13 protein-coding genes are annotated in these 14203 nt (G+C 63.1%); 9 read left to right on the top strand and 4 right to left on the bottom strand.

Annotated features, from left to right (window positions below):
- Window positions 1-250 precede the first annotated feature (250 nt).
- Window positions 251-2035, top strand: a complete 1785-nt coding sequence (locus tag I2H36_RS05430; RefSeq protein WP_196262848.1) for a tetratricopeptide repeat protein — start codon at window positions 251-253, stop codon at window positions 2033-2035.
- A gap of 172 nt (window positions 2036-2207) precedes the next feature.
- Window positions 2208-3080 carry a 4-(cytidine 5'-diphospho)-2-C-methyl-D-erythritol kinase gene (locus I2H36_RS05425; protein ID WP_196262847.1) on the top strand — a complete coding sequence of 291 codons (873 nt, stop codon included), beginning with the start codon at window positions 2208-2210 and terminating at the stop codon, window positions 3078-3080.
- A gap of 183 nt (window positions 3081-3263) precedes the next feature.
- Here the strand turns inward: I2H36_RS05425 and I2H36_RS05420 are convergent, their stop codons facing one another.
- Together I2H36_RS05420 and I2H36_RS05415 are read right to left on the bottom strand one after the other, a co-directional pair.
- Window positions 3264-4070, bottom strand: coding sequence for a MetQ/NlpA family ABC transporter substrate-binding protein (locus I2H36_RS05420; RefSeq protein ID WP_196262846.1), 807 nt, complete (start codon window positions 4068-4070; stop codon window positions 3264-3266).
- A gap of 356 nt (window positions 4071-4426) precedes the next feature.
- Window positions 4427-5446, bottom strand: a complete 1020-nt coding sequence (locus I2H36_RS05415; RefSeq protein WP_196263158.1) for a polyprenyl synthetase family protein — start codon at window positions 5444-5446, stop codon at window positions 4427-4429.
- Between the two features lie 109 nt (window positions 5447-5555).
- Between I2H36_RS05415 and I2H36_RS05410 the strand changes: the two genes are divergently transcribed.
- Window positions 5556-5780 carry a putative signal transducing protein gene (locus tag I2H36_RS05410; protein WP_196263157.1) on the top strand — a complete coding sequence of 75 codons (225 nt, stop codon included), beginning with the start codon at window positions 5556-5558 and terminating at the stop codon, window positions 5778-5780.
- On the top strand, window positions 5773-6513 hold the full coding sequence (locus I2H36_RS05405) for a tRNA1(Val) (adenine(37)-N6)-methyltransferase (protein ID WP_196262845.1): 741 nt from the start codon (window positions 5773-5775) through the stop codon (window positions 6511-6513). The genes I2H36_RS05410 and I2H36_RS05405 overlap by 8 nt, the downstream gene beginning before the upstream one ends.
- A 31-nt stretch (window positions 6514-6544) precedes the next feature.
- Here the strand turns inward: I2H36_RS05405 and I2H36_RS05400 are convergent, their stop codons facing one another.
- Window positions 6545-6889: a hypothetical protein gene (locus tag I2H36_RS05400; protein WP_196262844.1), complete on the bottom strand. Its 345-nt coding sequence runs from the start codon at window positions 6887-6889 to the stop codon at window positions 6545-6547.
- A 161-nt stretch (window positions 6890-7050) separates the two neighbouring features.
- On the opposite strand from I2H36_RS05400, the gene I2H36_RS05395 reads away from it, so the two are divergent.
- The 5 genes from I2H36_RS05395 to I2H36_RS05375 all read left to right on the top strand — a co-directional run bounded on the left by I2H36_RS05395 (window position 7051) and on the right by I2H36_RS05375 (window position 13009).
- Complete coding sequence (locus I2H36_RS05395) at window positions 7051-7935, top strand: S49 family peptidase (RefSeq protein ID WP_246718664.1); 885 nt, start codon at window positions 7051-7053, stop codon at window positions 7933-7935.
- 286 nt (window positions 7936-8221) lie between these two features.
- Window positions 8222-9163: a glycine--tRNA ligase subunit alpha gene (locus tag I2H36_RS05390; protein WP_196262843.1), complete on the top strand. Its 942-nt coding sequence runs from the start codon at window positions 8222-8224 to the stop codon at window positions 9161-9163.
- A 184-nt stretch (window positions 9164-9347) separates the two neighbouring features.
- The gene (locus I2H36_RS05385) at window positions 9348-9776 is read left to right on the top strand and encodes an endonuclease domain-containing protein (protein WP_196262842.1); all 429 of its coding nucleotides are present in this window, start codon (window positions 9348-9350) and stop codon (window positions 9774-9776) included.
- A gap of 14 nt (window positions 9777-9790) precedes the next feature.
- Window positions 9791-12223, top strand: coding sequence for a glycine--tRNA ligase subunit beta (gene glyS / locus I2H36_RS05380; RefSeq protein WP_196263155.1), 2433 nt, complete (start codon window positions 9791-9793; stop codon window positions 12221-12223).
- 150 nt (window positions 12224-12373) lie between these two features.
- A complete protein-coding gene (locus I2H36_RS05375; protein WP_196262841.1) occupies window positions 12374-13009 on the top strand; it encodes a L,D-transpeptidase in 636 nt (211 codons plus the stop codon).
- A 65-nt stretch (window positions 13010-13074) separates the two neighbouring features.
- Here I2H36_RS05375 and I2H36_RS05370 read toward each other — a convergent pair whose 3' ends face one another.
- Window positions 13075-14178 (bottom strand): calcium-binding protein, encoded by a 1104-nt coding sequence (locus I2H36_RS05370; protein WP_196262840.1) that lies wholly within the window; start codon window positions 14176-14178, stop codon window positions 13075-13077.
- Window positions 14179-14203: the final 25 nt, after the last annotated feature.

Raw genomic sequence — 14203 nt, 5'->3', positions numbered from 1 at the left:
GGCGGGTCTCCCTCTCCCGTCGGGAGAGGTGGTGGGGGAGCCATTCTCGTCCGGCGATCCCGGACCTGCGCTGCGCTTCATGCGGGATGACGCTTGACCTTTTCTGCCCCAGTGCCGTCCCTCTCACGAGCCTTTTACGCCCCAGCGTCAATTGTCCCCTTGCGGCGCTCTGAGGGAGACGCCATTCTCCGGCCTGATTTGGCGCACATCTCCCTCTGATGAGATGTCGCGATGATTGGAGCCGCGCTTCGTGCCCACCTTGAAAAGTCTGAAGTCCCGCAAGGGCTTGCCCGCCCTGATCTTGGCTGCCGGTCTGCTGGCGGCCCCTGCCGCCGTGGCGAACGCTACCGAGGAGATCTTGGAGCCGGCCCAGAGCCTCGAGGGCAATTTCCTCTCGGCCTATGTGGCGGGGTCCGCGCGGGACACGGAGGCGGCGACGCTTTTCTTCCGGCAGGCCATTCAGGAGGATCCCCGCAATCAGGAGCTTCTGGAGCGCGCTTTCGTGGCCTTCCTGGCCAACGGCTCCATGCCGGACGCGATCCGGGCGGCGGAGCGCCTCTCGGGTCAGGATGGATCGAACAACCTCGCGCAGTTCGCCCTCAGCGTCCGCGCCATTAAGACCCAGAAGTACGCCGATGCCCGGGCCCGGCTCTCCAAGAGCATCCGCGGCCGCCAGGCGGATCTGACGGCGACGCTTCTCTCCGCCTGGACCTTCGCCGGTTCCAAGGATGGCAAGCAGGCACTCGCCACCGTCGACAAGCTCAAGAACGAGCGCGCCTTCGACCAGTTCCGCGAGTACCATGCCGCCCTCATCGCTGATGTGACCGGCAACGCCGCCGAGGCGGAGAAGCGCTTCAAGGCGGCTTACGAGGGCGAGCGCAACACCCTGCAGGTGGTCGACGCCTATGGCCGCTTCCTGGCCAAGCGCGGCCGCAAGGACGAGGCCCTGAAGGTCTACAAGGCCTTCGATGAGGCGGCTCCGCGCCATCCGATCGTGCGCGCCGCCATGAAGGCGCTGGATGAGGGCAAGCCCCTCATGCCGCTCGTGAACAGCGCGCAGGATGGCGCGGCGGAGCTGCTCTACGGTCTCGGCGTTGTGGGCAATTCCCAGGGCGACGAGCTGACCGCCATCATCTATCTGCGCCTCGGCCTTGATCTTAAACCCGATCATCCGTTGGCTCTCGTCACCCTCGGTGATGTTTATGAGCGCCTGAAGCAGTACGACAATGCCAATGCGATCTTCGCGCGGATCCCGAAGGATTCGCCGATCCGAACGAGCGCCGAGATTTCCATCGGGCACAATTACGAGCTGATGGGCCGCGGCGAGGATGCCATCACCCATCTCGACAAGCTCATGAAGGAGCATCCCGAGGACGTGGATGTGGTCATGGCGCTCGGCAACGTGCAGCGTTCGCGCAAGAAGTTTGCGGAAGCGGCCGAGACCTATACCAAGGCGATCAACCTCGTGGGCCAGCCCGAGCGCGGCCACTGGATCCTGTTCTTTTATCGCGGCTCGTCCTACGAGCGCTCGAAGCAATGGGACAAGGGCGAGGCCGATCTGAAGAAGGCTCTGGAGCTAGTTCCCGAGAACCTGAATGCCGCCCGGGCCCAGGTGATGAACTATCTCGCCTATTCCTGGGTCGACCAGAACATGAATATCGACGACGCCTTCAAGATGCTTACGAAGGCCGTGGAGCTCGCGCCCCGCGACGGCATGATCATCGACTCGTTGGGCTGGGCCTATTACCGCATGGGCCGCTACGAGGACGCCGTGCGCGAGCTCGAGAAGGCGGTTGAGCTGAAGCCGGGCGACTCCACCATCAACGACCACTTGGGCGACGCCTACTGGAAGGTCGGCCGCAAGCTCGAGGCGAAGTTCCAATGGGATCACGCCAAGAATTCCGATCCGGAGCACGAGGAGCTCGTGAAGATCCTCAAGAAGATCGACAACGGGCTCGAAGAGGCTCCGAAGCCGGCGGCAGCGGAAAATACCCCTGCGCCTCAGGCGGAGGCGCCGAAGCAGAACGGCGGGTAAGGCTCTCCTATACTCCTGATTTCAACGTCATGGCCGGGCTTGCCCCGGCCATGTCTGTTTTTGAGCTCACTCTTCGCTGTCATTCCGGGCTCCGGTGCGCGACCCCGGAATGACAGTGGGAGAGCTTTCTCCAACTCTTTCCAACCGCGCCGCTCTCGGGCATGGAAGCGCCATGCCTCAGCCGCTTGCCACCCGCGCACCTGCCAAGATCAACCTGACGCTCCACGTGCTCGGGCGCCGGGCCGACGGCTATCACGATCTGGAAAGCCTTGTGGTCTTCGCCGGCACGGGCGACGATCTGTGGCTCGTGCCTGGCGATAAGCTGGCCCTTGAGGTTACCGGCCCGACAGCACCTCTCGCTGGGAGCCATGCCGACAACCTCGTCATGAAGGCGGCACGCCTTCTGGCGGAGCGCGTGGAACGCCTCAAAGTCGGCACCTTCCATCTGACGAAGCGCCTGCCGGTCGCGGCTGGGATCGGTGGCGGGTCGTCCGATGCGGCAGCAGCCTTACGGCTCCTAGCACGGCTCAACGGCCTCCCGTTATCGCATCCGGCCTTGAGGGAGGCAGCCCGCCTCACCGGAGCCGATGTGCCCGTGTGTCTTGAACCGAGAGCCCGGATGATGCGAGGGGCAGGGGAGGAGGTGGGACCCGGGCTGAACCTGCCGCGCCTGTTCGCCCTGCTGGTGAATCCGCGCGTGCCGGTGGAAACGCCCACGGTGTTCAGGGCTCTCGGCCTGCAGCCAGGGCAGGGGTTGACCGCCGCTGCGCATCCTACTCCTGAGGCATCCTCACCGGATGCGCTCCTCGCCATGCTGAGAGAAGCCCGCAACGATCTTGAGCCGCCCGCGCTCAAGATCCAGCCGCTGATCGGCGAAGCGCTCAGCCTCATGCGCGAGACGGACAGCTGCCGTCTCGCCCGCATGTCCGGCTCGGGCGCGACGGTGTTCGGGCTCTACGACGATTGCGAAGCGGCTGCCAAGGCCGCGCGGCAGATCCGCCACCTGAAGCCAGATTGGTGGGTGAAGGCGACGAGCCTCCGATAGAGTGCAAACGCGGTTCCCTCCCCTTGCGGGAGGGATGAAGGGTGGGGGTCGCAAAGTCGGAGCGCTGTGCGTGATCTAGAGAGGATGAAGGCTGAAACAGCGCTTCTCACGTTGGGTGGCTCACCCGGTCAGACCACCCCCACCCCTGCCCCTCCCCGCAAGGAGGAGGGGAGAAGAAGCCTCTTACCAAGCCGGGATGATGGCGCCCTTGAAGCGCTCTTCCAGGAACTTGGCGACTTCCGGCGACTGGTAGGATTCCACGAAGGTCTTGATCTCCGGGCGCGTGTCACCCTGACGGGCAGCGACGAAGTTGGCATAAGGATTGCCCTCGCGCTTTTCCGTCGCAATGGTGTCCCGGCGAATGTCGAGGCCTGCATTCAGCGCATGGTCGGTGTTGATGACAGCCGCATCGAGATCGGGCAGCGCGCGCGGCAGTTGCGCCGCGTCGAGTTCGGAAAACTTCACGCTCTTTGGGTTCTCGGCGATGTCGAGGAGGCTCGGCGACAGGCCTTTGCCATCCTTGATCGTGATGACGCCCTGAGCGGCGAGCAGGTTGAGAGCGCGGCCTCCGTTGCTCGGGTCGTTCGGAATACCGATCTTGGCGCCCTTGGGCAGTTCGGCGACGGATTTCGCCTTCCTGGAGTAGAGGCCGATCGGCTGCACGAAGGTAAAGCCGACGGGCGCGATCTTGTACCCGCGGGCGGCGATCTGCGCATCGAGATAGGGCTTGTGTTGGAAGGCATTGGCGTCGAGGTCCTTGCGTTCCAGGGCCTCGTTGACGAGGGCATAGTCGGAGAAGGGTACGAGGTCCACGGTGAGTCCCTTTGTGGCCGCAACCTTCTTCACGACCTGCGCCACCTCTTCCTCGGCGCCGGACATGACGCCGACCTTGATGCTGTTCTGCTGGGCCGCGACGGGCAGGGAGAAGGAAAGAGTGGTGCTGACAGCGACAGTGACAGCCAGAAGAGTGCGACGGGTGAAAACGGACATGGGAGATCTCTTTCAGACAAAGGTCGTTGCGGCTTCAACATGAAGCCGGTCAGGTTGTTCGAGCTGGAGTTTTGAGATTTCAGGCGGTGATGCGATGGCTCATGCCGAGCGGTGCACGCCACTGCGGACATCGGATAGAGATGGGGCACATGCGCATCATGACGCGTCGATCCTCGTGAACCACGAGGCGGAATTCGCCCGTGGCGCTTTAGCGTTTGATCACGCGGCGCAAGCTGCTCGTCTCAAATCACCGCGGCCTTGAGGCAGCTGAAGCCGTCCCAAGGCAGAGTTATTTTTAAACCGTTTGATTTTTTCGTCAACCGTTTCGTTCTGTAAAAAGAACAAGCCAGCTATGCTCAGTGAGCACGGCCAATGCAGAAATCGACCGTGTCGAGAAGGGCCTGCTTCATAGGGCCTGACGGGAAAAGCGCCAGCGCGTCGCGGGCCATGGCGCCGTAATGGCGGGCGCGCTCGACCGTGTCCTCGAGCGCCCGGTGGCGGCGCATGATGGCGATGGCCTGTTCGAGGTCTGCGTCCTCAATCTCGCCCTGCTCAAGCGCCCGCTTCCAGAAGGCGCGCTCCTCATCCGTGCCACGGCGGAAGGAGAGGACGACGGGAAGGGTGATCTTGCCCTCGCGGAAATCGTCGCCGACGTTCTTGCCCAGCGTCGCAGCCTTGCCGCCGTAATCGAGCGCATCATCCACGAGCTGGAAGGCGATGCCGAGATTCATGCCATAGGAGCGGCAGGCGGCCTGCTCTGCCTTGGGGCGCCCGGCGATGACGGGGCCGACCTCGCAGGCGGCGGCAAACAATTCGGCCGTCTTGCCCCTGATCACCGCGAGATATTCGTCTTCCGTCGTTTCGGTGTTCTTCGCGGCGGCGAGCTGCATCACCTCGCCCTCGGCGATCACGGTCGCGGCGGCGGACAGGATGTCGAGGGCGCGGAGCGAGCCCACCTCCACCATCATGCGAAAGGCTTGGCCGAGGAGGAAATCGCCGACGAGCACGCTCGCCTCGTTGCCCCATTTGATTCGGGCGGCGATCTTGCCCCGTCGCATATCGCTCTCGTCCACCACGTCATCGTGGAGTAGGGTGGCCGTGTGCATGAACTCGACGGAGGCCGCAAGCTTCACATGCCCGTCGCCCTGATAGCCGGAGAGGCCGGCGGTCGCGAGGGTCAGCATGGGTCGAAGGCGCTTGCCGCCCGAGGAGATGAGGTGGTTCGCTACCTCCGGGATCATGGTGACCTCGGATCCCGTGCGCGACAGGATCATCGTGTTGACCCGTTCCATGTCGGAGGCCACAAGGGACACAAGCTTCTCGATGCTCGCATTCTTCTCGGGATGCTTGTCTTCGAACGGAACGACGACGCCCACTGTCACGACCCGGGTTGCCGGCGGGAGAAGCCGGTAGGAATATGAACTGGCATGGCACTTTCCATGCTGCAATGCAAACGCATACCGCATGGGAAAGGGTCTCAAGCCGATGGTCGAAATCGTCCGAAGCAGCGATCTCGTTCTGGTCGGCTTCCTACAATCCTTGTTGGAAAACGCCAATATCCCCGTTCTTGTCGCGGACAGGCACATGAGCGCCCTCGAGGGCATGATCGGCGCCTTCCCGCGCCGGATCCTGGTGCCCGGAGATCATGTGGCGCAGGCGCGTCGGCTCATCGTCGATGCCGGTCTCGGAGCCGAATTGCGGCATGATTGAAATCACGCAGGATTTACTGCTCGGCGGACGCGCGCACCTGGCGCAGCCGGCCAAGGGCCATCGCGCCGGAACCGACGCGGTTTTGCTCGCCGCTTCCGCTCCGGTGAAGCCCGGTGACGTGGTGATGGATGTGGGCGCCGCCACCGGGGCAGTGGGGCTGATGGTAGCTGTCAGGGAGAAGAATGCGCGCTTCGTCTTCGTAGAGCATGATCCCGAGCTTGCCGACCTCTGCCGCCGGAACTGCCTGGACAACGATGTTCAGGGCGAAGTCGTCGTCGCCGATGTGCTGGACAGGGGGGCACGCCACGCTGCAGGCCTCATGCCGGAGAGCGCTGACCTTGTCCTGACCAACCCGCCTTTTCTGGAAGAAGGGCAGGCCCGCATCTCGCCGGACCGGGGCAGGGCGGCGGCCCATGCCCTGCCGGCGGGCGGTCTGGAGGCTTGGCTCAAGGCCTGCACCGGGCTGCTCAAACCCAAGGGACGCCTGGTGTTAGTCCACCGGGCCGACCGGACGGCCGAGTGCCTGGACATCTTAGGCAAAGGGCTCGGAGGGATGCAGCTTCGCTTCGTGCACCCCAGCGCCGACCGGCCTGCGATTCGCTGCCTGCTCTCCGGCACTAAGGGAAGCCGGGCTCCTCTTGCGATCCTGCCACCTGTGATTCTGAACGGCCCCGACGGGCGCTTCACCCCTGAAGCCGAGGCGCTGCACAGGGGCGAGGCTAGCCTCCTATGAGAAAGGGCGCCTTTCGGCGCCCTTTTCAGACTTACCAGCGACCGGGTCTGCGCACCGTGCGGCAGATCTCCACGGGACGACGGGTCCAGCCGTAACTGGTCCGCACGGTCCGCCGCTCGACCCAGCAACGTCGGACCGTGCGGACCGGGCGATAGACCGGCACGGGCCGGTAAGCCCGATAGGGGCGGTACGCGCGGTATGGGGTGCCGACCTGGACGCTGATCACCGGGCGGGGCCGGACGTAGCGGCGCTCGACCACGGGACGATAGCCATATCCGTAGCCCGGGTAATAAGGCTGAGCCTCCACGGGTTGCGTCGAAAGGGCACCAAAGCCAAGGGTCACGAGGCCAAGAAGGCCGAACATCAGCTTACGCATTGTTTTCTCCTAATGCTGCCCCGATTCCGGCTGGCCCGGAGCCTTGGCAGAACTCTTCTTCATGATGAGGGTCTAGCCCATCCTAGCTGAACGAAGGCCAACGAATTCCCTAACGGGATGTTCATCTTGGGAAGCCGGGCCGTGCACCCTACATAGACGCCATGGCTCAAACATCCATCTCCTCCATGCTTCCTGCACGCCTGCAATTCCTCTTGCCCGCCAAGTACCGCACTTATGCCAATCCCGTTGTGCCGGTGGTGCGCCTGTCCGGCCCCATCGGCGCCGTGATGCCGTTCCGCTCAGGGCTCGCCATGTCGAGCGTGGCGCCCCTGCTGGAGCGGGCCTTCTCGGTGCCAGGCGCGAAGGCCGTGGCCCTTGTCATCAACTCGCCAGGGGGCTCGGCGGCGCAGTCTCACCTGATCTTCAAGCGTATCCGGGCCTTAGCCGAAGAAAAGAAGCTTCCCGTCATCGCCTTCGTGGAGGATGCGGCAGCGTCGGGCGGCTACATGATCGCCTGCGCGGCGGACGAGATCTATGCTGATCCGGCCTCCATCGTGGGCTCCATCGGGGTGGTCTCCGCGAGCTTCGGCTTCCAGGAACTGATCGAGCGCATCGGCGTCGAGCGGCGGGTGCATACCGCCGGCAAGAGCAAGGCCATGCTCGACCCGTTCCGGCCCGAGAATCCGGACGACGTGGTGCGCCTGAAGGGCCTCCAGCGTCGGATCCACGATATCTTCGCCGATCTCGTGAAGGATCGCCGGGGCGAAAAGCTCAACGATTCCTATGACGACCTCTTCTCCGGCGCCTTCTGGGTCGGGGCCGAGGCGGTCGATCTCGGCCTCGTCGACGGCCTTGGCGACATCCGCTCCGTCATGCGCCAGCGCTTTGGCGACAAGGTGCGGTTCCGCATGATCGAGCCCGTTCGTCCGCCGTTGCTGGGGCGTCTGCTCGGCCGCCGCGCGGTTGGCGACATCAGCCTCATCGATCCGGGCGAGATCGTCGGCGCCCTCGAGGAGAGGGCCGCCTGGTCCAGACTGGGGTTGTAACAGCGTCGTCATCACCGGCCTTGTGCCGGTGACCCCGATTGGTTGAAGCATGGAGCTTCACTGCATCGGGATGGCCGGGACAAGCCCGGCCATGACGAGGAGGCTGTCATCCCCAGCGGCCGAATGTCCGGAAGGGGATTCATGGCGTCGAGCCTGATCGTGGATTCCCTTCCCCTGCGCTGACGCTGCGGCCGGGAATGACAGTGAGGGTGGCCCACCGCTTGACTTGAAGCGCCCATCATCCCAAGGGTTCGCCTGAAATTTTTGGATAAAATCGGACGCCGATATGACGAGCGAACCCGCGCATATGAACCCTGCGTGCTCTTTCCAGGGCCTGATCCTCACGCTCCAGCGCTACTGGGCCGAACAGGGCTGCGTGATCCTCCAGCCCTACGACATGGAGGTAGGCGCCGGCACCTTCCACCCGGCTACGACCTTGCGGGCTCTCGGCCCCAAATCGTGGCGCGCAGCCTATGTGCAGCCCTCCCGCCGCCCGAAGGACGGGCGCTATGGCGAGAACCCGAACCGCCTCCAGCACTATTACCAATTCCAGGTTATCCTGAAGCCGAACCCGCCGAACCTGCAGGAGCTCTATCTCGGTTCGCTCAAGGCCATCGGCATCGACACCGCGCTTCACGACATCCGCTTCGTCGAGGACGACTGGGAAAGCCCGACGCTGGGCGCCTGGGGTCTTGGCTGGGAGTGCTGGTGCGACGGCATGGAAGTGTCGCAGTTCACCTATTTCCAGCAGGTGGCGGGCTTCGAGTGCTCGCCGGTTGCGGGCGAGCTGACCTACGGGCTTGAGCGACTCGCCATGTACCTGCAGGGCGTGGAGTCGATCTACGATCTCAACTTCAACGGCCTCGACGGCGTCGAGAAGGTCACCTACGGCGATGTCTTCCTGCAGGCCGAGCAGGAATATTCCCGCCACAACTTCGAGCATGCCGACACCGAGATGCTGTTCCGGCACTTCCGCGACGCGGAGGCAGCGTGCCGCAAGTATCTGGAAGCCGGCGAGCCGAAGGCCGATGCCAACGATCAGCGCCACCTGATGGCGCTGCCGGCCTACGACCAGTGCATCAAGGCCAGCCACATGTTCAACCTGCTCGACGCCCGTGGCGTGATCTCCGTCACCGAGCGTCAGAGCTACATCCTGCGCGTCCGCGAGCTGGCGAAAGCCTGTGGCGCCGCATGGCTGAAGACCGAGGGCGGAGGCGTGGCGGCTTAAGAGAATGACGGCTTCTCGCACCTATTCCCCTCCCCCTTGTGGGGAGGGGCTAGGGGTGGGGGTGCCGGCGCTAAATTGAACCAGTCTGGCACTCACACCCCCACCTCCAACTCCTCCCCACAAGGGGGAGGAGGGCCAGGGCGGTGCCTCCTGCGAGAAAATGGGAAATCGGATCGAATTTCATATGCCTTCCACCCGCAAAATCGGCACCTCCCGATCTCGCGCGCTGCGCCGGAATTCAACCGAGCCGGAGCAGGCCCTCTGGCGCGCCCTTAAGCGGATCCCTGTCTACGGCACTCACTTCCGCCGCCAGGCCCCCATCGGCCCCTATATTGCTGACTTCGCCTGCCTGAAGGCCCGCCTGCTGATCGAGCTCGACGGCGGACATCATTCCCGAGATGATGTCGCCACGAAAGACGAGACCCGGTCTCGGTGGCTTGAGAACGAAGGCTACCGCGTCGTCCGCTTCTGGAACAATGAACTCTCCGAGAACATGAACGGCGTTCTCGACACCATTTACGCGGCCTTGTATGGCTCGCCTCAATCCGAAGCCGTCGCGCTTCCCACCCCACCCCGGCCTGACGGCCGACCCTCCCCCTCGAGGGGAGGGTGATGGACGCAACCGCCATGCCCGATCTCCTCCTCGAACTCTTTTCCGAAGAAATTCCGGCCCGCATGCAGCGTCGCGCGGCGGAGGATCTGAAGAAGCTTGTCACCGATGCGCTCGTGGAGCGCGGCTTCCTCTATGAGGGTGCCAAGGCCTTCGCCACCCCGCGGCGGCTGGCGCTGCATGTGGCGGGGCTGCCCGTGAAGGGGCAGGATGTGCGCGAGGAGCGCAAAGGGCCGCGCGTCGGCTCGCCTGAGGCTGCGATCCAGGGCTTTCTGAAAGGGGCGGGGCTTTCCTCCATCGAGCAGGCGAAGATCGAGAGCGATTCGAAGAAGGGCGAGTTCTACGTCGCCATCATCGAGAAGCCCGGTCGCTCCACGCCGGACGTGCTGGCGGAGATCCTGCCAGCCATCGTCAAGACCTTTCCCTGGCCGAAATCCATGCGTTGGGGTGCGGCCTCCCGCGAGCCCGGAAGCTTGCGCTGGGTGCGGCCGCTCCATTCCATCGTCTGCACCTTCGGTCCCGAGACCGAGGACCCGGAGGTGGTGCGCTTCGATGTGGACGGGATCGGCTCAAGCGACGTCACGAAGGGCCATCGCTTCCTCGCGCCGGATGAGATCCGCGTGAAGCGCTTCGACGATTACGCGCCGGCGCTAGAGCGCGCCAAGGTCGTGATCGACACCGACCGCCGCAAGGACATGATCCTGCACGATGCCAAGGACCTCGCCTTCGCGCAAGGACTCGAACTCGTCGAGGATGAGGGCCTGCTGGAAGAGGTCGCCGGTCTCGTGGAATGGCCCGTGGTGCTCATGGGCTCCTTCGACGAGGCGTTTCTCGACATCCCCCCGGAGGTGATCCGCACCACGATCCGGGCGAACCAGAAATGCTTCGTGCTGCGCGATCCAAACACCGGCAAGCTCGCCAACAAGTTCCTGCTGACGTCGAACCTGATTGCCAGTGACGGCGGCAAGACGATTGTCGGCGGCAACGAGCGCGTGGTGCGCGCGCGTCTCTCCGACGCCAACTTCTTCTGGAAGACGGACCAGCAGGTGAAGCTGGAAGACCGGCTGGAGAAGCTGAAAGCCATCGTGTTCCACGAGAAGCTCGGCACGCAATATGAGCGCGTGGAGCGCATCGCGGCACTCAGCAAAGAACTGGCGCCCATCGTCGGCGCCGATCCTGAACTCGCGGAGCGCGCCGCGCGTCTCGCGAAGGCCGATCTCGTGACCGAGATGGTGGGCGAGTTCCCCGAGCTGCAGGGCCTCATGGGCCGCTATTACGCGACGATGCAAGGAGAGCACGCGTCCGTCGCAGCCGCCATCGAGGAGCACTACAAGCCGCTTGGACCCTCTGATCGTGTGCCAACTGATCCTGTATCGGTTGCTGTAGCTCTCGCTGATAAAATTGATACCCTTGTCGGCTTCTGGTGGATTGGGGAGACCCCGACTGGATCGAAAGATCCTTTTGCGCTTCGTAGGTCAGCCCTCGGTATTATCAGGCTGCTTCTTGAAAAGAATATACGGCTGAGCCTTCATCAGGCTATCGTGAGTCATTTGCTAAGGGCAGTTGGCGCTGATGCAAAAAGGCAAAAGAAATTCGAAGACGCTTTTATTCTCTTCAGGGAGTCGAAGACTTCGTTTGAGCCAGTCAACGCCGTAATTTCAGGCTTCACTCGTCAGCTAATTTTCAAATCAGCTGGCCGTATTATAAATGATAACGACCAACTAAGTGACTTGAGCTCTGATGTGCAGACTAGGCTTCTAAACAGCTTAGATGACATTAATTTCTATTTTAAGCTCGTTGCTGACCCGGAGTTTCATAAACGAGGATATGAAGGTGACGACAGTATACAGCAAGAGCTATTGGCAACTGCTGAGAAGGGAAGGGCTCTAATCGTTGAGCATGGAAGCGAGATCGCAACAGACCTCCTCTCCTTCTTCGCCGACCGCCTAAAAGTCTACCTTCGCGATCAAGGCGCCCGTCATGATCTCATTGATGCGGTGTTCGCGCTCGAAGGCCAGGACGACCTGCTCATGATCGTCCGCCGCGTGGAGGCGCTCGGCCGCTTCCTCGACACGGAGGATGGTCGGAACCTGCTCGCCGGCTATCGCCGCGCGGCCAACATCCTGCGCATCGAGGAGAAGAAGGACGGGCGGGCCTACGACGAGGCGCCCGATCTCCAGATCGTCAACGATCAGGGGCAGATCGAGGAGAAGGCGCTGGCCGTGGTTCTCGACGGTGCCAAGCGCGAGGCGGCCGCTGCCGTCGAGGCGGAGGATTTCGAGGGTGCCATGCGTGCCCTGTCCCGCCTGCGCCAGCCGGTGGACGCCTTCTTCGACAAGGTGACGGTCAATGCGGAGGATTCGGCGCTCCGGGCGAACCGCCTGCGGCTCCTCAACAGCATCCGCGAGGCGACCCGCACGGTGGCGGATTTCTCCCGGATCGAAGGGTGAGCAAGAACCCGGCCAACAGCGAGGGTTGCGCCATGCGCATGGGGCGGCCCTCACAGGTTAATTCAGGTTAAGGTGTTGCCCGGGGGGCACAGCCATTCAATCCTCCAGGCCCTAGGTAGGCGGCAACCGATTCCATTCAGAAGACCGATCATGATTCGACGCCTCCTGATTGCCGCTCTCCTGAGCGTGCCCCTGGCTGCCTGCCAGACCGCCCAACAGCCTGTTGCCACGATGGACGATGACAACTGGTATGTGGGCTCGATCCCGGATCAGCCCCATAACATCCCGCTGGTCGACCGCCGCAAGATGGACGCGAAATACGCCCGCCAGACGGTGGAGTACAAGGGTCCGGAGAAGCCGGGCTCCATCGTGGTCGATATCGACGAGCGCATGCTCTATCTCGTTCAGCCCGAGGGCAAGGCGATCCGCTACGGCGTCGGCGTCGGCAAGCAGGGCTTCTCCTGGCGCGGCATCGCCAGCGTCGGCCGCAAGGGCGTGTGGCCCAACTGGTCGCCCACCAAGACCATGGTCGGCATCAGGCCGGACTTGCCGCGCTACCTGGAGGCCGGCCTCGACAACCCGCTCGGCGCCCGGGCCCTCTACCTGCACCAGAACGGTGCCGACACGCTCTTCCGCATCCACGGCACCAACGAGCCTTGGAGCATCGGCGAGCAGGTCTCATCGGGATGCGTGCGCATGCTCAACGAGGACGTGGCCGACCTCTACGAGCGCGTCCCCGTCGGCACCACGGTCTACGTGAAGCGCAACGGGCGGTATCGGGTCTGAACCCGAGTTCATGAGAGATTTCGAAAGGCCGGGCATGTCCCGGCCTTTTTCCATTTGTGAGACCGTCAGACAGCGAAGAAATCGGATGCTTTGATATTCAGGCCCTTCTCGAGCTGAGCGAACTTGATCTGAGCCGCTTTGCCGGTACCGTCCGCATCGTAATAGAGCGAGCCGGTCGTCTTGCTGTAGATGATGCGATCCTCCCTGTCGTGCGCGCGGTTGCCTACGATGAAGTCATCCGAGTCGAGCTTGGCGGGCTTGGTCAGGGAGCCGGCCTTGCCGAGGCCTTTGAAGATGCTGTTCTCGAGCCAGATGCTGTCGTCGACGACCCTGAAATCCAGGATGTGATCGACATTACCCGTTTTGCTGAGCTTGGTCGTGAAGAGAAAGACGTCCTTGCCCAGGCCGCCGTTGAGGGCGTCGTTTCCCGCCCCACCGTCCAGCCGGTTCGCGCTCTCGTTCCCGAAGATCTGGTTGGAGAATGAATTGCCGGTCAGGCCGATGCGGCCGGAATTGGGAAAGGCCTGCAGGATTTCGACCGATATTCCCTCCGCAAGCCGGTAGGTCGCCGTCGAAATGACGGTGTCGAGACCCTCTCCACTGTCTTCTCTGACCGCATCGCCTTGGTTGTCTACGTAGTAGACGTCATCTCCCCCCAGGCCTTCGAGCCAGTCGATGCCCCGCCCGCCATCGAGAACGTCGCTCCATTGACTGCCCGGCAGCTTGTCGTTGCCGTCGGCTCCCTTGAGGACCAGCGTTGCTCTGTCGGAATCGAGCCGGTCGGCAACGCGCATCAGGGAAGCGGGGGTCATGTCTAAGATGGAGGAAATCGGCACCCCACCGTAAGTGGTCGTATACGAGCCAAGATCGATAGAAAGGGTGGCCAGCGGGGCTTTGGTTCCTCCCATCGGCGTCACGGAAAGGGTTGCCGATGCGATCGTTCCAGCCACGGCTCCCTCGCCATGGGAAAAGGCATAATCTTTTCCGGTCGTTTCTATGCTGTAGTATTTCGTCTCGTCGACAACGCCATTGCTGATGATGCGGTAATTGGTATTGCCGCTGGTTGGGCTGTATCCGGCTGAACTCCATCGCGTCCCGAGCAAGCCGGGAAAGAACAGCGAGAGATCAACGCCTGCAGGATTGGTCACGGTCAGGGTGAATACGGCCACGGCGGCCTCCCATAGCGACAGAACT

Origin of the sequence: Microvirga terrestris, from assembly GCF_015694425.1 — a bacterium.
Classification (GTDB): domain Bacteria; phylum Pseudomonadota; class Alphaproteobacteria; order Rhizobiales; family Beijerinckiaceae; genus Microvirga; species Microvirga terrestris.
This window is presented reverse-complemented; position numbering and strand designations above follow the sequence as displayed.

What these genes read in the sequence shown, in the direction of transcription:
- I2H36_RS05395 (WP_246718664.1), top strand. Translation starts at nt 7,051, where the DNA reads ATGGCTCAAACATCCATCTCCTCCATGCTTCCTGCACGCCTGCAATTC.
- I2H36_RS05420 (WP_196262846.1), bottom strand. Translation starts at nt 4,070, where the DNA reads ATGTCCGTTTTCACCCGTCGCACTCTTCTGGCTGTCACTGTCGCTGTC.
- I2H36_RS05405 (WP_196262845.1), top strand. Translation starts at nt 5,773, where the DNA reads ATGATTGAAATCACGCAGGATTTACTGCTCGGCGGACGCGCGCACCTG.
- glyS (WP_196263155.1), top strand. Translation starts at nt 9,791, where the DNA reads ATGCCCGATCTCCTCCTCGAACTCTTTTCCGAAGAAATTCCGGCCCGC.
- I2H36_RS05425 (WP_196262847.1), top strand. Translation starts at nt 2,208, where the DNA reads ATGCCTCAGCCGCTTGCCACCCGCGCACCTGCCAAGATCAACCTGACG.
- I2H36_RS05375 (WP_196262841.1), top strand. Translation starts at nt 12,374, where the DNA reads ATGATTCGACGCCTCCTGATTGCCGCTCTCCTGAGCGTGCCCCTGGCT.
- I2H36_RS05390 (WP_196262843.1), top strand. Translation starts at nt 8,222, where the DNA reads ATGACGAGCGAACCCGCGCATATGAACCCTGCGTGCTCTTTCCAGGGC.
- I2H36_RS05385 (WP_196262842.1), top strand. Translation starts at nt 9,348, where the DNA reads ATGCCTTCCACCCGCAAAATCGGCACCTCCCGATCTCGCGCGCTGCGC.
- I2H36_RS05410 (WP_196263157.1), top strand. Translation starts at nt 5,556, where the DNA reads ATGGTCGAAATCGTCCGAAGCAGCGATCTCGTTCTGGTCGGCTTCCTA.
- I2H36_RS05400 (WP_196262844.1), bottom strand. Translation starts at nt 6,889, where the DNA reads ATGCGTAAGCTGATGTTCGGCCTTCTTGGCCTCGTGACCCTTGGCTTT.